Annotated in this window: 19 protein-coding genes; 11 read left to right on the forward strand and 8 right to left on the reverse strand. The window is 71.0% G+C overall.

Annotated elements, in window-relative coordinates:
• Nucleotides 1-23: 23 nt before the first annotated feature.
• Nucleotides 24-311, reverse strand: coding sequence for an SCP2 sterol-binding domain-containing protein (locus HCU73_RS10150; RefSeq protein ID WP_168623347.1), 288 nt, complete (start codon nucleotides 309-311; stop codon nucleotides 24-26).
• Nucleotides 312-406: 95 nt separating this feature from the next.
• The gene (locus HCU73_RS10155; RefSeq protein ID WP_168623348.1) at nucleotides 407-1,633 is read right to left on the reverse strand and encodes an argininosuccinate synthase; all 1,227 of its coding nucleotides are present in this window, start codon (nucleotides 1,631-1,633) and stop codon (nucleotides 407-409) included.
• A gap of 81 nt (nucleotides 1,634-1,714) precedes the next feature.
• Between HCU73_RS10155 and HCU73_RS10160 the strand changes: the two genes are divergently transcribed.
• Nucleotides 1,715-2,506 (forward strand): hypothetical protein, encoded by a 792-nt coding sequence (locus HCU73_RS10160; RefSeq protein WP_168623349.1) that lies wholly within the window; start codon nucleotides 1,715-1,717, stop codon nucleotides 2,504-2,506.
• Between the two features lie 38 nt (nucleotides 2,507-2,544).
• The gene (gene ilvA, locus HCU73_RS10165; protein ID WP_168623350.1) at nucleotides 2,545-3,792 is read left to right on the forward strand and encodes a threonine ammonia-lyase IlvA; all 1,248 of its coding nucleotides are present in this window, start codon (nucleotides 2,545-2,547) and stop codon (nucleotides 3,790-3,792) included.
• A 12-nt stretch (nucleotides 3,793-3,804) separates the two neighbouring features.
• Here ilvA and HCU73_RS10170 read toward each other — a convergent pair whose 3' ends face one another.
• On the reverse strand, nucleotides 3,805-4,128 hold the full coding sequence (locus tag HCU73_RS10170) for an Hpt domain-containing protein (protein ID WP_168623351.1): 324 nt from the start codon (nucleotides 4,126-4,128) through the stop codon (nucleotides 3,805-3,807).
• Nucleotides 4,129-4,285: 157 nt separating this feature from the next.
• Between HCU73_RS10170 and HCU73_RS10175 the strand changes: the two genes are divergently transcribed.
• The gene (locus HCU73_RS10175) at nucleotides 4,286-5,560 is read left to right on the forward strand and encodes a PP2C family protein-serine/threonine phosphatase (RefSeq protein WP_168623352.1); all 1,275 of its coding nucleotides are present in this window, start codon (nucleotides 4,286-4,288) and stop codon (nucleotides 5,558-5,560) included.
• Here HCU73_RS10175 and HCU73_RS10180 read toward each other — a convergent pair.
• Nucleotides 5,557-6,006, reverse strand: a complete 450-nt coding sequence (locus HCU73_RS10180) for an NUDIX domain-containing protein (RefSeq protein ID WP_168623353.1) — start codon at nucleotides 6,004-6,006, stop codon at nucleotides 5,557-5,559. The genes HCU73_RS10175 and HCU73_RS10180 overlap by 4 nt on opposite strands.
• Nucleotides 6,007-6,102: 96 nt before the next feature.
• Here HCU73_RS10180 and HCU73_RS10185 point away from each other — a divergent pair, with 96 nt between their 5' ends.
• Entirely contained in the window at nucleotides 6,103-7,068 is a 966-nt protein-coding gene (locus HCU73_RS10185; RefSeq protein ID WP_168623354.1) for a KpsF/GutQ family sugar-phosphate isomerase, read from the forward strand.
• Between the two features lie 4 nt (nucleotides 7,069-7,072).
• Here HCU73_RS10185 and HCU73_RS10190 read toward each other — a convergent pair whose 3' ends face one another.
• Genes HCU73_RS10190 through galE form a run of 3 tightly spaced genes read right to left on the reverse strand, consistent with a single transcriptional unit; the run spans nucleotide 7,073 to nucleotide 9,493 of the window.
• Complete coding sequence (locus HCU73_RS10190) at nucleotides 7,073-7,468, reverse strand: (R)-mandelonitrile lyase (protein ID WP_168623355.1); 396 nt, start codon at nucleotides 7,466-7,468, stop codon at nucleotides 7,073-7,075.
• 1 nt (nucleotide 7,469) lies between these two features.
• Nucleotides 7,470-8,486, reverse strand: a complete 1,017-nt coding sequence (locus HCU73_RS10195; RefSeq protein ID WP_168623356.1) for an NAD-dependent epimerase/dehydratase family protein — start codon at nucleotides 8,484-8,486, stop codon at nucleotides 7,470-7,472.
• Nucleotides 8,483-9,493: a UDP-glucose 4-epimerase GalE gene (gene galE / locus HCU73_RS10200; protein WP_168623357.1), complete on the reverse strand. Its 1,011-nt coding sequence runs from the start codon at nucleotides 9,491-9,493 to the stop codon at nucleotides 8,483-8,485. The genes HCU73_RS10195 and galE overlap by 4 nt, the downstream gene beginning before the upstream one ends.
• Before the next feature lie 233 nt (nucleotides 9,494-9,726).
• Between galE and HCU73_RS10205 the strand changes: the two genes are divergently transcribed.
• Nucleotides 9,727-10,851, forward strand: a complete 1,125-nt coding sequence (locus HCU73_RS10205; RefSeq protein WP_168623358.1) for a polysaccharide biosynthesis/export family protein — start codon at nucleotides 9,727-9,729, stop codon at nucleotides 10,849-10,851.
• 3 nt (nucleotides 10,852-10,854) lie between these two features.
• Here the strand turns inward: HCU73_RS10205 and HCU73_RS10210 are convergent, their stop codons facing one another.
• Entirely contained in the window at nucleotides 10,855-12,105 is a 1,251-nt protein-coding gene (locus HCU73_RS10210) for a glycosyltransferase (protein ID WP_168623359.1), read from the reverse strand.
• A gap of 134 nt (nucleotides 12,106-12,239) precedes the next feature.
• Between HCU73_RS10210 and hslO the strand changes: the two genes are divergently transcribed.
• From hslO to HCU73_RS10240, 6 genes are all read left to right on the forward strand, one after another.
• Nucleotides 12,240-13,250, forward strand: coding sequence for an Hsp33 family molecular chaperone HslO (gene hslO, locus HCU73_RS10215; RefSeq protein ID WP_168623360.1), 1,011 nt, complete (start codon nucleotides 12,240-12,242; stop codon nucleotides 13,248-13,250).
• Nucleotides 13,234-13,827 carry a CoA pyrophosphatase gene (locus HCU73_RS10220; RefSeq protein WP_168623361.1) on the forward strand — a complete coding sequence of 198 codons (594 nt, stop codon included), beginning with the start codon at nucleotides 13,234-13,236 and terminating at the stop codon, nucleotides 13,825-13,827. Before hslO ends, HCU73_RS10220 begins: the two co-directional genes overlap by 17 nt.
• Complete coding sequence (locus HCU73_RS10225; protein WP_168623362.1) at nucleotides 13,824-14,975, forward strand: tRNA nucleotidyltransferase/poly(A) polymerase-related protein; 1,152 nt, start codon at nucleotides 13,824-13,826, stop codon at nucleotides 14,973-14,975. The genes HCU73_RS10220 and HCU73_RS10225 overlap by 4 nt, the downstream gene beginning before the upstream one ends.
• Before the next feature lie 143 nt (nucleotides 14,976-15,118).
• Entirely contained in the window at nucleotides 15,119-15,697 is a 579-nt protein-coding gene (locus HCU73_RS10230; RefSeq protein ID WP_168623363.1) for a LysE family translocator, read from the forward strand.
• Nucleotides 15,698-15,736: 39 nt separating this feature from the next.
• A complete protein-coding gene (locus HCU73_RS10235; protein ID WP_168623364.1) occupies nucleotides 15,737-17,584 on the forward strand; it encodes an ABC transporter ATP-binding protein in 1,848 nt (615 codons plus the stop codon).
• The gene (locus HCU73_RS10240) at nucleotides 17,581-18,516 is read left to right on the forward strand and encodes a hypothetical protein (RefSeq protein ID WP_168623365.1); all 936 of its coding nucleotides are present in this window, start codon (nucleotides 17,581-17,583) and stop codon (nucleotides 18,514-18,516) included. The genes HCU73_RS10235 and HCU73_RS10240 overlap by 4 nt, the downstream gene beginning before the upstream one ends.
• Nucleotides 18,517-18,521: the final 5 nt, after the last annotated feature.

Below are 18,521 nucleotides of genomic sequence, written 5' to 3' on the forward strand. Positions count from 1 at the left end.
CGGCGCCGGAGCGGTGCCGCCTCTCAGCGCGCCAGGAGCCGCCCGAGGCCCAGCGCGACGCCCATGTCGCCCGATACCTTGAGCTTGCCCATCATGACGCCCGTCATCGGGTTCAGCTGGCCCGACAGGAGCTTGACCAGGGTGTCGCGGCTGAGGCGGATGGTGCAGTCGGTGTCGCGGTCGTCGGTCGTGGCGGTGCCGTCCGCCAGCACGATCACCCCGTCCTCGCCGCAATCGAACTTCATCGAGCCGTCGAAGCCCTTGCCCGCGAGGCCCTCGCGGATGCGGGCGGCGATGTCTGTCAGGCTCATGGTGGCGATCCCCCGTGCAAGGGGCCGGAACGACACCGGCCCGCCTCATCGCTAGGCGGGCCGGCCGGGTCGTGCAATCGCGACGTTGCGGCGGATCAGCCCTTGAGGCGGCGGTTCCGCGACGCGATCAGCTTGAGCCGCAGCGCGTTGAGCTGGATGAAGCCCTGCGCGTCCTTCTGGTCGTAGGCGCCGGCGTCCTCCTCGAAGGTCACGTGCGCCTCGGAATAGAGGCTGCGGTCGGACCAGCGGGCGACGGTGCGGGCGAGGCCCTTGTAGAGCTTGACCCGGACGGTGCCGGTGACGTGCTCCTGGCTCTTGTCGATCAGGGCCTGCAGCATCTCGCGCTCGGGCGAGAACCAGAAGCCGTTGTAGATCAGCTCGGCGTAGCGCGGCATGATCGAATCCTTCAGGTGCCCCGCCCCGGAATCCAGCGTGATCTGCTCGATCCCGCGGTGCGCCTCGAGCAGGATGGTGCCGCCGGGCGTCTCGTAGATGCCGCGGGACTTCATGCCGACGAAGCGGTTTTCCACCAGGTCGAGCCGGCCGACGCCGTGCTTGCCGCCCAGCTCGTTCAGCCGGGTCAGGATCGCGGCGGGCGACATCGCCACGCCGTCGATGGCGACCGCATCGCCCTTCTCGAAGGTGATTTCCACCATCTCGGGCGCGTCGGGCGCGTCCTCGGGATGCACGGTGCGCTGGTAGACGTAGTCAGGGGCTTCCTCGCCGGGGTTTTCCAGCACCTTGCCCTCGGACGAGGTGTGCAGGAGGTTCGCGTCGACGCTGAAGGGCGCCTCGCCGCGCTTGTCCTTGGCGATCGGGATCTGGTTGGCTTCCGCGAATTCCAGCAGCTTGGTCCGGCTGGTCAGCGACCACAGCCGCCAGGGCGCGATCACCTTGATCTCGGGGTTCAGCGCGTAGGCCGACAGCTCGAACCGCACCTGGTCGTTGCCCTTGCCGGTCGCGCCGTGGGCCACCGCGTCGGCGCCGGTCATCGCGGCGATCTCGACCAGACGCTTGGAGATCAGCGGCCGCGCGATCGAGGTGCCGAGCAGGTAGAGCCCCTCGTACAGCGCGTTCGCCCGCATCATCGGGAAGACGAAGTCGCGCACGAATTCCTCGCGCAGATCCTCGATGTAGATGTTCTCGGGGCGGATCCCCAGCATCTCGGCCTTCTTGCGCGCGGGCTCCAGCTCCTCGCCCTGGCCGAGATCGGCGGTGAAGGTCACCACCTCGCAGCCGTATTCCGTCTGCAGCCATTTCAGGATGATCGAGGTGTCGAGGCCGCCGGAATAGGCGAGAACGACCTTCTTGGGGGCGGACATGGGCAGGCTCCGTCGCGTTCTGGATTGACCGCGCGGGCGATACCGGGTTTTCAAGGGGCAAGCAAGGTGACGGAGGGTGTGATGGACTACGGGTACCAGTTGCTGCGCCATGTGGTGCAGCAGGTCTTCGGCAACCTGGCGGCCGCGGCGCGGCTGACGCTGCTGCTGTTCCTCGCGCCCTTCCTTGCCTTTGTCCTCCTGGGCGGCGGCACCCTGGCCATGGGCGGCACCGAGACGCCGGCCGGCGGCCTGTTCCTCGGCATCGTCGTCGTGGGCCTCGTGGCGGTGGTGGCCTATTGCTGGGCGGCGGTCGGGTGGCACCGCTACGTCCTGCTGGAGGAGGGCGGCAACGGCCTGCTGCCGGCCTGGCGCGGCGACCGCGTCCTGTCCTATTTCGGGCGCGCCTTCGTCGTGGTGATCGTGGTGCTGATCGCGGTCCTGGGCGGCGGCATCGTGATCGGCCTTGTCAGCGCGATCACCCAGTCGGTGACTGTCGCCGTGGCGCTCGGCATCGGCCTTGTCTTCGGCGCGTCCTGGGTCGCCACGCGGATCGGCCTGGTGCTGCCGGCCGCGGCGCTGGGCGAGCGCATGACCATCGGCGAGAGCTGGGCCGCGACCCGCCCGGTGGCGAGCCAGATCCTGCTGCCGCTGATCGTGATCGCGCTGGTGGTCGGCGTGGTCCAGCAGGCCATCCTGCTGGCGTTCGGCCAGACCGTGACCGTCAACACCTTCGGCATGGCACAGGAACAGATCGTGCTGTCGGTGGCGGGCCAGGTGGTCAACGGGGTGGTGTCGTGGCTGCAGATCCTGGTGAACCTGTCGCTGATGACCACGCTCTACGGCAACCTGATCGAGGGCCGGCAGCTCAACTGACGCTGGACAGACGGGCGGGCTTGGGGCAGGCCGGGCGCATGAGTGATTTCGCCGACAGAGCCTGGGCCGCGACGCGCAGCTTGCGCGACCTGTTCCCGCCGACGCCGCTGCAGCGCAACCTGCACCTGTCCGAGCGTTTCGGCGCGGACATCTGGCTGAAGCGCGAGGACCTGTCGCCGGTGCGGTCCTACAAGCTGCGCGGCGCCTTCACCGCGATGCGCAAGATCCGCGCGGCCGACCCGTCGGCGACCCGCTTCGTCTGCGCCAGTGCCGGCAACCACGCGCAGGGCGTGGCTTTCGTCTGCGCGCATTTCGGGGTGACGGGGCGCATCTTCATGCCGGTGACGACACCCGAGCAGAAGATCCTCAAGACCAAGACCTTCGGCGGCGGCGCGGTCGAGATCGTGCTGACCGGCGATTTCTTCGACGAGACGCTGGCCGCGGCCAAGGCCGACTGCGCCCGCACCGAGGCGCATTTCCTGTCGCCCTTCGACGACCCCGACGTGATCGAGGGGCAGGCCTCGGTCGCCGTCGAGATCCTGGAGGAGATGGGGCGCGCGCCCGACCGGCTGATCCTGCCGGTGGGGGGCGGCGGGCTGTCGGCGGGCATGATCTCGTTCCTCGATGCGGTCGGGGCGGGCACCCATGTGACGCTGGTCGAGCCCGCGGGCGGCGCCAGCCTGACCGCCGCGCTGAAGACCGGGGCGCCGCAGACCATTCCGATCACCGACACCTTCGTCGACGGCGCGGCGGTGGCGCGGATCGGCGACAGGACCTTCGAGGTGCTGCGGCGGGTCGATCCGCGCGACGTGCTGGTGGCCCCCGAAAACCGCATCTGCGTGACGATCCAGGAGATGCTGAACATCGAGGGCATCGTGCTGGAGCCCGCCGGCGCCCTGTCGGTGGACGTGCTGGGCGAGCTGCGGGACCAGATCGCGGGGCAGACGGTGGTTTGTGTCACCTCGGGGGGCAACTTCGACTTCGAACGGCTGCCCGAGGTCAAGGAGCGCGCGCAGAACTGGCAGGGGCTGAAGAAGTATTTCATCCTGCGCCTGCCCCAGCGCCCCGGCGCGCTGCGCGATTTCCTCGACCTGCTGGGCCCCGGCGACGACATCGCGCGGTTCGAGTACCTCAAGAAGAACAGCCGCAACTTCGGTTCGGTCCTGATCGGGATCGAGACCGACGACCCGGGGAACTTCGACCGCATGGTCGAGCGCGTGACCGCGCGCGGCTTCGGCTTCCGCGACATCACCGCGGACGAGGTGCTGGCCGATTTCCTGATCTGAGCCCCGCGCCGGTCAGGCGGCGGCGAGGCCCGGAAGGTCGGGCGCGACGGCGGCCAGCGCGGCGGCGAATCCCTGCGCGACGGCGGCGATGTCGGGGGGCGTGCCGGCGAGGCAGGCGGCCTCGGCGGCGTGACAGGCCGCGACCATTCCGGTGAAGCCGAGGTTCGCGGCGCTGCCCCGCAGGAAATGGAAATCGTCGGCCCGCGCGGAGGCGGGATCGGCCTGCAGCGCCGCCAGCCGCTCCTCGATCTCGGAGACGAACAGCAGGACGACCTCGGCGAAGTCGTCCTCCCCTATGTCGGCGCGCAAGGCGGTGAGGCGGTCGAGGTCTATCATCTCTCGCTCCTTGCCCCCTGTCCGCGGTCAGGCTAGCGCCCGCCGGGTTAACGGGGCCCTACCGGCCGGCGGCCCGATACGGCGCATTGTCCGCTTCACGCCCCGTTAACGCGGGCCGGTGCAGGACGGGTCCGCCCCTGCCCGAGTCGCCTGCGCCATGCTGCACCGCCCCGACCACCTCGCCTGGCCCCTCGACCGCCCGCCCGACGCGCCGCTGCGGGTGCTGGTGATCGACGACAGCCGCGCCCAGCGCCTGATGCTGTGCACGCTGCTGCGGCGCTGGGGCCACGCGGTCGTCGAGGCCGGCACCGCCGAGGAGGCGCTGGAGATCGCCCGCGATCCCGCCATCGGGCTGGTCATCAGCGACTGGATGATGCCCGGGCTGACCGGGCCCGAGTTCTGCCGCCGCCTGCGCGCGCAGCGGCGCGAGGGCTATGCCTATGTCATCCTGCTGACCTCCAAGACCGCCGATAGCGCGCTGGCCGAGGGGCTGGAGGCCGGCGCCGACGATTTCCTGACCAAGCCGGTGCGCCCGCCCGAACTGCGGGCGCGGCTGACCGCGGGGGCGCGCATCGTCGCCATGCAGCGCGCGCTGGTCGACAGGAACCTGCGCCTGACCGACGCGCTGGGCGAGATCCGCAGCCTCTACGACGCGCTCGACCGCGACCTCGAGGAGGCGCGCCGCCTGCAGCGCTCGCAGATGCAGGACCGGTTCCGCCGCTTCGGGCCGGTCGACGTGTCGCTGTGGCTAAAGACGTCGGGGCATGTCGGCGGCGACATGGTCGGCTCCTTCCCGGTGGGCGACGGGATGGTGGGGGTGTTCGGGCTGGACGTGTCCGGGCATGGCGTGGCCTCGGCGATGATCGCCGCACGGGTCGCCGGCATCCTGAGCGCGGCGACGCCGGACCAGAACATCGCGCTGACCCGCCGCCGCGACGGGAGCCTGTGCCCGCTCGCGCCGCAGGAGGCCGCGGTGCGGCTGAACCAGATGATCCTGAGCGAGATCCGCTCGGACCGCTACTTCACCCTCGGGCTCGGCATCCTCGACACCGGTTCGGGGCGGATGTGGATGGTGCAGGCGGGCCACCCGCACCCGCTGATGCTGCGCCGGGACGGGCGGGTGGAATTCGTGGGGCCCGGCGGCCTGCCCATCGGCCTGATCGAGGGCGCCGCCTATGACGGGTTCGACATCGCCTTCGGCCCCGGCGACCGGATGCTGCTCTATTCCGATGGCCTGATCGAGTGCCCCGACCCGGACGGCCGCGCGCTGGACGAGGCGGGGCTTGCGCGGCTCGTCACCGAGGCCGCGCGCCTGACCGGGCCGCGGTTCCTTGCGGCGCTCGAGGCGGGGCTGGCGCGGCACGCGGGCACCGACAGCTTTCCCGACGACGCCTCGGCGGTGCTGATCGACTACCACGGGCCGCCCGGCTAGCGGCGCAGCGCCCCCCACGCCATCCGCAGGAAATGCCGGTCGCCGGACACGGCCAGGCGTTCGGCCGCCACGTCCCAGGGCAGGAACACCGCGGTATGCCCCGGCTCGGTCGGCGCGCCGCGGCGGGGGCCGAGGCGGGCGACGTAGACGTGGCACAGCTTCTGCGCGAAGAGGTCGTATTCCGGCATGTAGGTGTAGCGGTGGAACATCCCCAGCCGCCGGGCGGCGTGGATCAGGTAGCCGGTTTCCTCCATCACCTCGCGGTGCAGCGCGACCAGCGGTGCCTCGCCGGGGTCGATGCCGCCGCCGGGCAGCTGCAGCTCGGGGCGCGGTTCCTCCTGGAAGGTGGCGAGGATGCCGTCGCCCGCGTCGATCACGGCATAGACCCCGGGCCGCGGCGTGTAGCGGCGGGCGGGGTCGGGCGGCTGGCCGAAGCGTCGGTTCATGCGGGCCTCCTGCGGTCGCGCCCTTCATGCCAGAGCGCGGTGCGGGGCGAAATCCCCCCTCTCGCCAAGGACGCGGCTCTGCGCTAGGGGAAGGCCATGACCGAAGATCAGAACGCCGCGATCCGTGCCACCGCCGCCCGCGTGCTGCGCACCGAGGGCGCGGCCGTCACCGCGATGGCCGACGCCCTGCCCGCGGATTTCGCCGCCGCGGTCGAGGCGATCCTGGCCACCAAGGGCCGCGTGATCCTGTCGGGGATCGGCAAGTCGGGCCACATCGCGCGCAAGATCAGCTCGACCTTCGCGTCGACCGGCACGCCCTCGGCCTTCGTGCACCCGGCGGAGGCGAGCCACGGCGACCTCGGCATGGTCACGCCGGGCGACCTGACGATCCTGATCTCGAACTCGGGCGAAACCGCCGAACTGCGCGACATGGTCGCCCACGTCGCAAGGTTCTCGATCCCGATGGTGGCGATCTCGGGCCGGGCGGAGTCGACGCTGATGCAGGCGGCCGACTACCGGCTGCTGCTGCCCGATGCGCCCGAGGCCTGCGTGATCGGCATGGCGCCCACCACCTCGACCACGCTGACGCTGGCGCTGGGCGACGCGCTGGCCGTGGCGGTGATGGAGCGGCGCGGGTTCCTGCCCGAACATTTCCGCACCTTTCACCCCGGCGGCAAGCTGGGCGCGCGGCTGTCGAAGGTGGCGCAGCTGATGCACGAGGGGCCGGCCCTGCCGCTGGTCGACGCGGCCCAGCCCATGGCCGACACGCTGATCGTGATGAGCGAGAAGGGCTTCGGCATCGCCGGCGTGATGGAGGGCGGGCAGCTGGTCGGGGTCATCTCGGACGGCGACCTGAGGCGCAACATCGCCCGGCTGATGGACCGCACGGCGGGGCAGGTCGCCACCCGCAAGCCCCGCGTGATCGCGCCCGACGACCTCGCCGCCGAGGCGATGGCGGTGATGTCGGGCAACCGGATCACCGCGCTGTTCGTGGTGGATGGCGAGATGCGGCCCGTGGGGCTCTTGCACATCCACGACTGCCTGCGCGCCGGGCTGGTCTGAGCCGTCAGCCGAGGTAATCCGCGTCGCTGACCTGCTCCTGCCAGTCGGCGGCGGAGCCATCCACGGCCTCCTGCACCGCGACATGGGTCATGGCGGATTGGGCTGTTGCCCCGTGCCAGTGCCGTTCGCCCGGCGGGATCCAGACCACGTCGCCGGGGCGCAGCACCAGCCGCGGCTGGCCTTCGGTCTGCGCCCAGCCCTCGCCCTCGGTCACGATCAGGAGCTGGCCCAGCGGGTGCGTGTGCCACGCCGTCCGCGCACCGGGCGGAAAGGTCACGCGCACCGCGTTGCTGCGCGAGGGCGGCGCGGTCTCGTGCAGGCGTTCGATGGTCACGGCGCCGGTGAAATAGGCGGCGGGGCCGGGGCCGGTGGGGATCTCGGCCTTGGGGGTCAGTTTCATCTCAGACCTCGTAGTAGTCGCGGTACCAGGCGACGAAGCGGGCGACGCCATCGGCCACCGGCGTCTGCGGCCGGTAGCCCGTCAGCCGCTGCAGGAGCGAGGCGTCGGCCCAGGTGGCGGGCACGTCGCCCGGCTGCATGTCCATCAGGTTGCGCTGCGCGGTCCGGCCGGTCGCGGCCTCGATGGCGGTGATGAAGTCGGTCAGCTGGACGCTGTCGGAGTTGCCGATGTTGACGATGCGGAACGGGGCGACGGGGCTGAGGCTGTCGCCCTCGGGGATGGCGTCGGCAGTGTCGGGGCGCACCGGCACCGCGTCGATCAGGCCGGTGATGCCGGTCACGAGGTCGTCGATGTAGGTGAAGTCGCGCCGCATGTCGCCGTGGTTGTAGACGTCGATGGGCCGCCCTTCGAGGATCGCGCGGGTGAACTTGAACAGCGCCATGTCGGGCCGGCCCCAGGGCCCGTAGACGGTGAAGAAGCGGAACATCGTCACCGGCAGGCCGTAGAGGTGGGCGTAGCTGTGCGCCATCGCCTCGTTCGCCTTCTTGGTCGCGGCGTAGAAGGACATCTGCGTGTCGGCCTTCTGCGTCTCGGCATAGGGCAGGGCGGTGTTCGCGCCGTAGACCGAGGAGGTGGAGGCGAGCAGGCTGTGCGCGGGCGGAAAGGCCCGGATCGCCTCGAGCAGGCGGAAGGTGCCGATCAGGTTCGCCTCGACGTAGCTTTCGGGGTTGTCGATGGAGTAGCGCACGCCCGCCTGCGCGGCGAGGTGGATCACCGCGTCGGGCCGCGTGTCGTGCATTAGCGTGTGGAGAAGGCCCGGCGCCTCGATCCGGTCGTTCACCGCGCGGAAGCCCTCGGATTGCAGCAGCATCGCCTGCCGCCGGTCCTTGAGGCGGACATCGTAGTAGTCGGTCATGGCGTCGACGCCCACCACGCGCCAGCCCGCGGCCAGCAGCCGTGCGCAAAGGTGGTAGCCGATGAAGCCGGCCGAGCCCGTGACCAGAGCGGTCCGCGTCATTCATGCACCTCGTCGTTGGAGACCCATTTCCACGAGCTCGCGCACATTTCGTCCAGCCCCTTTTCGGTGCGGAAGCCCAGCACCTCGGCCGCCCTGTCGGCGCGGGCCACGTAGATCGGCACGTCGCCGGGGCGGCGGTCGGTGATGGTGTAGGGCAGTTCGCGGTTGCAGGCCCGCTGGTAGGCGGCGATCACCTCGAGCACGGAATAGCCCCGCCCGGTGCCGAGATTGACGAGGTGGCTGTCGCCCGTCTCGAGCAGGCGCTTGAGCGACAGGACATGGCCGCGGGCGAGATCCTCGACATGGATGTAGTCGCGCACCCCGGTGCCGTCGGGCGTGTCGTAGTCGTTGCCGAAGACGTTGACCCGCTGCAGCTCGCCGGTGGCGACCTTCGCCACGAAGGGCATCAGGTTGTTGGGGATGTCGCGCGGGTCCTCGCCGATCAGGGCCGAGCCGTGGGCGCCCGCGGGGTTGAAGTAGCGCAAGGTGCCGATCGCCCAGCGCGGGTCGGACTGCCGCAGCCAGTCCAGCATCTGCTCGCCGATGATCTTGGTCTGGCCGTAGGGGTTCATCGCCCGGAACTCGGCCGTCTCGGGCGTCGGCGTCTCGTCGGGCACCCCGTAGACGGTGGCCGAGGACGAGAACACGATTCGCCGGCAGCCCGCGGCCTCCATCGCCTTGAGGAGCGTCGTGAGCCCGCCGATGTTCACGTCGAAGTAGTCCAGCGGCCGGACCATGCTTTCGCCCACGGCCTTGAGTGCGGCGAAATGCACCACCGCGTCGATCGGGAAGGCAGCAAAGACCTCGGCCAGCCGCGCCGCGTCGCGCACGTCGCCCTCGACGCAGGTGACGGGCTTGCCGGTGATGCGCTCCAGCCGCGCGGGCACCGAGGCGCGGGCATTGCTGAAATTGTCGAGGATGATGACGTCGTGGCCCGCCGCGACCAGCGCGAGATAGGTGTGGGAGCCGATATAGCCGGCGCCGCCGGTCAACAGGATGGTCGTCATGGGAAAAACACCTTCTCGCTACGGACAGACGCAACCACGCTTCGGCCCCGGGGTTCAAGCCCGGGCCGGTCGCGCCGGCCGCCGCGGGGCGATCGGCGGCCTTTTGCCCAAGCTTCGGGCAGGTCGGCAAATTTGCATCGCTCCCCCTGAAAACCGCACTCGGCGTTGACCCCGCCCCGCCGGCGGGTATCGTTCCGCGCAAGCTGTAGGGCGAAGACATTTTCGGAGTGACGATGGATTTTCGGTTTGTCCGGGCCACCGCCCTGGTTATGGCGGGCATCCTGGCCCTTGCAGGATGCGAGCAACTCCCCCGCGGCGCGGCTGTCGAGCGCGAGATCGTCGAGGCCGCGGACGGCGAGGCCGTGGATTTCGCCATCTACACCGTGGATCGCGCCTTCCTGCCCGTGGTCGCCGACTGGCCGGTAACCGGCGAGCGCCAGCTGGGCTGGATCCCCACCAGCGGCGGCGCCCGGACCCAGGTCATCGCGCCGGGTGACGAGCTGGAAATCACCATCTGGGACAGCAACGAAAGCTCGCTCCTGTCGCAGCCCGGCCAGCGCGCCGTGCAGATCCAGGCCCTGACCGTGGCGCCCGACGGCACCATCTTCGTGCCCTATGTCGGCAACACCACCGTGTCGGGCATGACCATCCAGGTCGCGCGCGAGCATCTGCAGGACGAGATCGACATGATCGTCCCCTCGGCGCAGGTTCAGCTGACGCTGGTCGAGGGCCGCACGAATTCCGTCGACCTGGTGGGCGGCGTCGGCGCGCCGGGGGCCTACCCCCTGCCCGACCGCAACTACACCGTGCTGAACCTGATCGCGCAGGGCGGCGGCGTGCAGGCCAGCCTGGTGAATCCGCAGGTGCGGCTGATCCGGGGCGGCAGCATCTACGGCACCTCGGTCGAGCGCCTGTTCGCCAACCCCAACCTCGACACGCTGCTGCACGGCGGCGACCAGGTCATCATCGAGGAAGACCGCCGCTATTTCCTGTCGCTCGGCGCCGCCGGGCAGCAGAGCCAGCACCGCTTTACCCAGGACCAGGTCAGCGCGCTCGACGCCATGGCGATCATCGGCGGCGTCGACGACCGCCGCGGCGATCCCGGCGGCATCCTGATCCTGCGCGAGTATCCCGACAGCGCGGTGCGCCCCGACAGCCGCGGCCCCGACCAGTCGCGGGTCGTGTTCACCGTCGACCTGACCTCGGCCGACGGGCTGTTCAGCGCGCGGAACTTCCGCATCCATTCCGGCGACCTGGTGCTCGTCACGGAAAGCCCGATCACCTCGGCGCAGACGATCTTTGGCCTCGTGGGGTCGGTGTTCGGCCTGGCCCGGCAGACGGTCAACCTGACCAACTGACGGCTAGCCCGGCAGGGGGATCGCGCGGGCCGACGGCACCAGCCCGTTGATCCGCGCGAGATGCACCGGCAGGCAGCGCGTTGCGAAGTCGTAGCGCTCCACCATCTCGGCCCGCGCCGCGCGGCCCAGCGCCGCGTGGTCGCCCGGCGCCGACAGCACGTCGATCACCTGGCGGGCCAGCGCCTCGTGGTCGTGGAAGTCGACCAGCAGGCCGGTCTTGCCGTGCTCGATCACCTCGCGCACCGGCGCGGTGTCCGAGGCGACGATGGTGGCGCCCATCGACATGCTCTCCATGCAGGACCAGGACAGCACGAAGGGCACCGTCAGGTAGATGTGGCAGCGGCTGACCTGGATCACCGACTGGTAGGCGGAATAGGGCACCTTGCCGAGGAAATGCACGCGGCTCCAGTCGACGCGGCCGCCCACCTCGCGCTCCATCTCGGCGCGGTAGCCGCCCTGCGCGGCGCTGGCCTTGCCGTAGGACACCTCGCTGCCGCCGATGATGAGCGCCCGCGCGTTGGGCCGCGCATCGAGGATATGCGGCAGGGCGCGCATGAACTTGTGGAAGCCCCGGGTGGGTTCCATGTTGCGCGCCATGTAGGTGAAGATCTCGTCCTCGCGCGTCACCGGCCGGCCCAGCCGGCCCAGCGGCACCTGCGCGGCGGGGTTCGGCACCAGCCGGTCGGTGCGGATGCCGTCGTGCTGCACGTAGATCTTGTCGTGGAAGCTGGCCGGGTAGGTGTCGCGCTGGAACAGCGTCGGCGACTGGCCCAGGTCGACCGTCTGGATGTTGGCGAAGTTCACCGCGTTGCGGGCATGCATCAGGAACGGCGCGTGCTCGGAGGCCGGGAATTCCGGGTCGAACCCGACCGACCCGCCCTTGGCCAGGAAGAAATACTCGAAGAACCCCACGATCGGCACGTCCGGCCAGACCTCCTTGAGAAAGGTCAGCTCGCCCCAGCCCACATGGCCCAGGATCACGTCGGGCCGGAACCCCTGCGCCGACAGCGTCCGCGCCGCGAAGGCCGCACCAAGCCCGTTGCCGACGCATTCCTCCCAGTATTTCGTGGGGGCATAGGCATCCTCGGCGGGCACGTGGTGCGCGGCATAGCTCACCACCCGCGCGCCCCTGATCTCGGGCAGGTCCTTGCGCTGGGTCAGGAACACGAGCTCGTGCCCGCCCTGCGCCAACAGCCACTGGAACAGCTCGCGGTACTGGGCGGGAAAATTCTGGTGCACGAAGAGGATGTTCATCTGCCGCCTGTCACTCGTCCGGGTGGCGGCCATCCTTCCCGATCCCCGGGCGCGCGGCAAGCGTGCGGCGATTTGGGATTGCGGCGCACGCCCCTATATGGAAACCCGGACACGCGAGACCGGGACACGCCGACATGACCTTGACCACCAGGATCGCCTGGGACGACACCATCCTGCCCTTCCAGCTCGACCGCTCGGACATCCGCGGCCGTGTGGCGCGGCTTGACCGCACGCTGGAGCGGGTGCTGCACCAGCACGACTACCCCGCCCCGGTCGAGGCGATGGTGGCCGAGGCGGCGCTGCTGACCGCGCTGATCGGGCAGACCATCAAGCTGCGCTGGAAGCTGTCGCTGCAGGTCCGCGGCGACGGGCCGATCCGCCTGATCGCCACCGATTTCTACGCCCCGGCCGAGGACGGCGCGCCGGCCCGGATCCGCGCCTACGCAAGCTACGACGCCGCCCGGCTGGACCCCGCGGCCGATCCCTTCACGCAGATCGGCAAGGGCTATTTCGCCATCCTGCTCGACCAGGGCCAGGGCACGACGCCCTACCAGGGCATCACGCCGCTGGCCGGCGGGTCGCTCGCCGCCTGCGCCGAGGCGTATTTCGCCCAGTCCGAACAGCTGCCCACCCGGTTCCAGCTCAGCTTCGGCCAGAGCCGCCTGCCCGGCGAGGCCGCGGCCTGGCGGGGCGGCGGCGTCATGCTGCAGCACATGCCCAAGGCCTCGCCCCTGATGGGCGAGGGCGGCTCGGGCGAGGGCGGGCTGATGGCGCCGGTCGACCTGCTGGACGACGAGGAAGGCGAGAACTGGTCGCGCGCCAACATCCTGCTCGACACCGCCGAGGCGATGGAGCTGATCGGCCCGCGCGTCGCGCCGACCGACCTGTTGCTGCGGCTGTTCCACGAGGAAGGCCCGCGCGTGTTCGACGCGCTGCCGGTGCAGTTCGGCTGCACCTGCTCGGCCGAGCGCGTGCGGACCTCGCTGTCGATCTATTCGGCCCGCGACATCGGCCACATGACCACCGACGACGGCCGCGTGACCGCCGACTGCCAGTTCTGCGGCGCGCATTACGAGTTCGATCCCCGCACGCTGGGCTTCGAGGCCGAGATCGACCCGGAGGACGGGGATGGGACGGCCGATTGACCTCGACGGGATCTGTGCCGCGCTCGCCGCGACCCCGCCGCGCCCGTCCTCGGACTACGACCTGAACCCCGACATCGTGCTGCCCGAGGGCCGCGTCCTGAAACCCGCCGCGGTGCTGATCGGGGTGCAGGCGGGCCGCGTCATCCTGACCAAGCGCGCCTCGCACCTGGCCCACCACCCGGGCCAGATCGCGTTCCCCGGCGGCAAGGTCGACGCGACCGACGCCGACCCCGTCGCCGCCGCGCTCCGCGAGGCGCAAGAGGAGATCGGCCTCGACCCCGGCGCGGTCGAGGTGGTCGCCACCATGCCCGCCCACGAGACCGTAACCGGATACATGGTAAATCCGGTTATCGCCCGCATTTCCGAGGATTTCCGCCCCACGCCCGAGCCCGGCGAGGTGGCCGAGGTGTTCCGCGTGCCCCTGCCGCTCCTGATGGATCCCGCCGCCTACCGGGTGGAACACCGGCGCTGGCGCGGCGTCTGGCGGCGCTACTATGTCGTGCCCTATGGCCCTTATTACATCTGGGGCGCCACCGCGCGGATGCTGCGCACGCTGGCCGACCGGGTGGCCCCGTGAAACTGGCCGCCGACTGGCTCGCCACGCCCGGCACCCGCGCCGTGATGGGCGCGCTGGCCAGCGGCGGCCACGGCGCCTGGTTCGTCGGCGGCTGCGTGCGCAACGGCCTGCTGGGCACGACGGTCGACGATATCGACATCACCACCGACGCCCGCCCCGAACAGGTCATGGCGCTGGCCGAGGCCGCCGGGATCAAGGCGGTGCCCACCGGCATCGACCACGGCACCGTGACGCTGGTCGCGGGCCACCGCCCCTACGAGATCACCACGCTGCGCCGCGATGTCACCACCGACGGCCGCCGCGCCACCATCGCCTTCACCGACCGGCTGGAGGAGGACGCGGCCCGCCGCGACTTCACCATGAACGCGCTCTACGCCACCGCGGACGGCACGCTGATGGACCCCACCGGCGAGGGGCTGGCCGACCTTGCCGCGCGCCGCCTGCGCTTCATCGGGCACCCCGAGGACCGCATCGCCGAGGATTACCTGCGCATCCTGCGCTTCTTCCGCTTCCACGCCTGGTATGCCGACCCCGCCGGCGGGATCGACGCCGACGGGCTGGCCGCCTGCGCCGCCCTGTCGGACGGCATCGCGCGCCTCTCCCGCGAACGGGTGGGGGCCGAGATGAAGAAGCTTCTGGCCGCCCCCGACCCGGCCCCGGCCGTCGCCGCCATGGCGCAGTCGGGCGTCCTTGCCCACACCCTGCCCGGCGCCGAGGCCCGCCTCCTGCCCCTGCTCGTCGCGCTGGAGGACGTGCCGCCCGACGCGCTCCGCCGCCTCGCCGCGCTGGGGGGCGAGGAGGTGGCCGAACGCCTGCGCCTCTCCAAATCCGACCGCGACCGCCTCGCCACGCTCCGCGCCGGCATGGCCTCGGCCGAGGCGCCCGGCCCGCTGGCCTACGCCCACGGACCCGACACCGCCTGGGACATCGTCCTGCTCCGCGCGGCACTGTTTGAAACGCCCCCAGACCCCGCCGCCAGGGCGCAGATCGCGCAGGGCGCGGAGGCCCGCTTTCCCGTCCGCCCCGCCGACCTGATGCCCGCCCTCCAGGGCCCCGCCCTCGGCGCGGAGCTCAAGGCGCTGGAACGCGACTGGATCGCCTCGGGCTTCACGCTGACCCGCGCCGAGCTCCTCGCCCGGCCCCGTTAACCCCGCATCAAGGTTAACGCGCGCCCCCTCCATCTTTGCTTTCCAAATACTCCCGCCGGAGGCTCCCGCACCCGCAACCGGCGCACCGCTTGACAATCCGGGCGCCCCGCCGTCCCGTCCGGCAACCCGCGACGGAGCCCCATTTGGACCCCCTCTACCCTTTCGTCTTCTTCGGCCTGTTCAGCCCCGGGCCCAACGTCCTCCTGCTCACCGCGTCGGGGGCGCGCTTCGGCTTTCGCGCCACCCTGCCCCATGTCGCGGGCGTGGTGATCGGCGTCGGCCTCGTCGCGGGCGTCACCGGCCTCGGCATCGGCGCGCTGCTCGCCGGCCAGCCGGCGCTCCAGTTCGCCCTCAAGCTCGCCGCGGCGGCCTGGATCCTGTGGATGGCGCGCGCGCTCTGGCTGTCGTCGGCCAGGGGCCCGCAGGACGCCCGCGCCCGGCCCTTCACGCTCGTCGAGGCGATCCTGTTCCAGGGCGTGAACCCCAAGCTCTGGGCCGTCGCGCTGGCCGCCGCCTCAGGCTATGCCGCGGGCCTCGGGCCCTGGGGCGAGGCGCAGCGGCTGGCCATCGCCTTCTCCGGCCTCAACCTTTTCGTCTGCCTGTTCTGGAGCCTGGCCGGCGCGCTCCTCGCGCTCCTGCTGACCACCCCGCGGGCCTGGCGGATCTTCGCCCGCGCGATGGCGCTGGGCCTCGCCGCCTCGGCCGTCATGGTCTTTCCCTGACGGCCGGCCTATATGAGGGGCTCAGGACCAAGCGTGCCCATGTTCCGTTTCTTCGAATCCCTGGTCGATCCCTACACGGCCTATCCCGAGACCGACGCCCCCCCGCGCCGGCTCTGGGCCTTCCTGTGGTCCTATTCCCAGCCCTTCAAGCCGCTGTTCGCTGTAACCGCTTTCATGTCCATAGTGGTTGCGGCCATCGAGATCGGCCTGTTGTGGTACATGGGCCGCGTCGTCGATCTGCTGTCTTCCGGCCCGCCGGCCGAGGTTCTGGCCGCCCATGGCTGGGAACTGGTGGCCGCCGGCGTCTTCATCCTGACGCTGCGCCCGGCGCTGCAGGGCCTGTCGGTCGCGCTCCTGAACAACGGGATCCTGCCGCAATACGGCGCGCTGATCCGCTGGCGCGCGCACAGGCAGGTGCTGCGCCAGTCGGTGGGCTGGTTCGAGAACGACTTCGCCGGCCGCATCGCCAACCGCATCATGCAGACACCCACCAGCGCCGGCGACGCGATCTTCCAGATCTTCGACGCGATCACCTTCTCGCTCGCCTACCTGATCGGCGCCGCGGTGCTGCTGGCCGATGCCGACCCGCGGCTGGCGATCCCGCTGGTGCTGTGGTTCGGCCTCTACGCGATCCTCCTGCGCTGGACGATCACCCGCGTCGGCCCGGCCTCCAAGGCCAGCGCCGATGCGCGGTCGATGACCACCGGCCGCGTGGTGGACAGCTACACCAACATCCATTCGGTCAAGCTGTTCGCGCACCACGACCGGGAAATCGCCTACGCCAGGGAGGCGATCGAGGAAACCCGCGCCACCTTCGCCCGCGAGATGCGGCTGTTCACGATCATGGACGTGACCCTGACGCTGCTGAACGGGTTCCTGATCGTGGCCGTCGTCGGCTGGGCCGTCTGGCTCTGGGCGGGCGGGGCCGCCAGCGTCGGCGCCGTCGCGGCGGCCACCGCGCTGACGCTCCGGCTGAACGCCATGACCGGCTGGATCATGTGGGCGGTGTCCACCTTCTTCCGCTCGCTCGGCGTGGTGGCCGAGGGGATGGAGACGATCACCGACCCCATCGCGCTGACCGACGCGAAGGACGCGAAACCGCTGGCCCTGACCCGCGGCGAGATCGTGCTCGACGGCGTCAGCCACCACTACGGCCGCGGCGCGGGCGGGCTCGACCGGCTGTCTCTGACGATCCGGCCGGGGGAAAAGGTCGGGCTGATCGGGCGGTCGGGCGCGGGCAAGTCGACGCTGGTGAAGCTGCTCCTGCGGTTCTATGACGTCGAGGGTGGCCGCATCCTGATCGACGGGCAGGACATCCGCGGCGTCACGCAGGACAGCCTGCGCAAGGAAATCGGCATGGTGCAGCAGGACAGCTCGCTCCTGCACCGGTCCGTCCGCGACAACATCCTCTACGGCCGCCCCGACGCCACCGAGGACCAGATGATCGCCGCCGCCCGGCGCGCCGAGGCGCATGACTTCATCCTGACGCTCGAGGACCCGCAGGGCCGCCGCGGCTACGACGCCCATGTGGGCGAGCGCGGCGTCAAGCTGTCGGGCGGCCAGCGCCAGCGCGTGACGCTGGCCCGCGTCATCCTCAAGGACGCGCCGATCCTCGTGCTGGACGAGGCCACCAGCGCGCTCGACAGCGAGGTCGAGGCCGCGATCCAGGACACGCTCTACCGCGTGATGGAGGGCAAGACCGTGATCGCCATCGCCCACCGCCTGTCCACCATCGCCCAGATGGACCGCATCGTGGTGCTGGAGGACGGCCGCATCGCCGAGGACGGCACCCATGCCGAGCTGCTGGCCCGGGGCGGGCTCTACGCCGGGTTCTGGGCGCGGCAGTCGGGCGGCTTCATCGGCACCGAGGCGGAGGCCGCGGAATGAGCCTTGACCGCACCGCCGCGGGCCTCCGGCGCACGGCCAACATCCTCTTGCTCCTCGGCATCGCCATGATGGCCGCGGCGATGCTGGCGGGATCGGCCGGGCATGGCCTGCAGGGCGCGCTCCTGTCGGCGGCGGCGCTGATCGTGGCGCGGGTCATGGCCAAGCCGTGGCTTGTCACCCGCATCGGTCAGCCCGGCATGGCGATGCGCCTTGCGGGCGAGGCCGCGGGTCAGGCGGGTCTCGCCTTCCTGCTGGTCTGGGCGGGCGGCGGGGTCGCGGCCCTGACCGGCATGGGCACGCCCGCGCCGCTCTGGCTGCCGCCCGTGATGATCCTTGCGCTGGCGCTGGTGATGCGGGCGGTCTGGCGGCCCGTCCCGCTGGAGGTTGACGGCCTGCTGGATGACGCCATCGCCAGCGTCGAACGCGCCGCACCCGCGCCCGACCTTGGGCCCGAACCCGCGCCCGATCCCCGGCCCGCGCTGCCCGATGTCCCCGCGCTCGACGCCCTGCCCGAAACCGGCCTGCCCGCCGCAGCCCTTGTCGATGCCCTGATCCCCCTGATGGCGACGCTCCCGCCCGAGGAGCTGTGTCTCACCCTCCACGACCGGGCCGAGGCCAGCCGCACCGACCGCGACCTGCGCCTGATGGTGGTCGGCCTGACCGACCCCCATATCGCCCGCCAGCGGCTGGGCCATGGCGACCTGATCGCGGCCTTCGACCTTGTCCGGGACGATGGCTCCGTCGATGTGGTCAGCTGCTTCGACATGCAGGTGACGGCGCTCCTCGATCTCGTGCCCGAGGCCGCCCGCGACCTGCCCGACCCCGAGCGCATCGCCGCCCTTGGCCGCGACATCGGCGGGCCGCTCGGGGACAACCTCGCCGATCTGGCCGCGCGGGCCGACCGGCTGCGCCGGCAGGAGGCCGCGGAATGAGGGCG

The sequence above is a fragment of the Roseicyclus persicicus genome, assembly GCF_012395815.1.
Classification (GTDB): Bacteria; Pseudomonadota; Alphaproteobacteria; order Rhodobacterales; family Rhodobacteraceae; genus Roseicyclus; species Roseicyclus persicicus.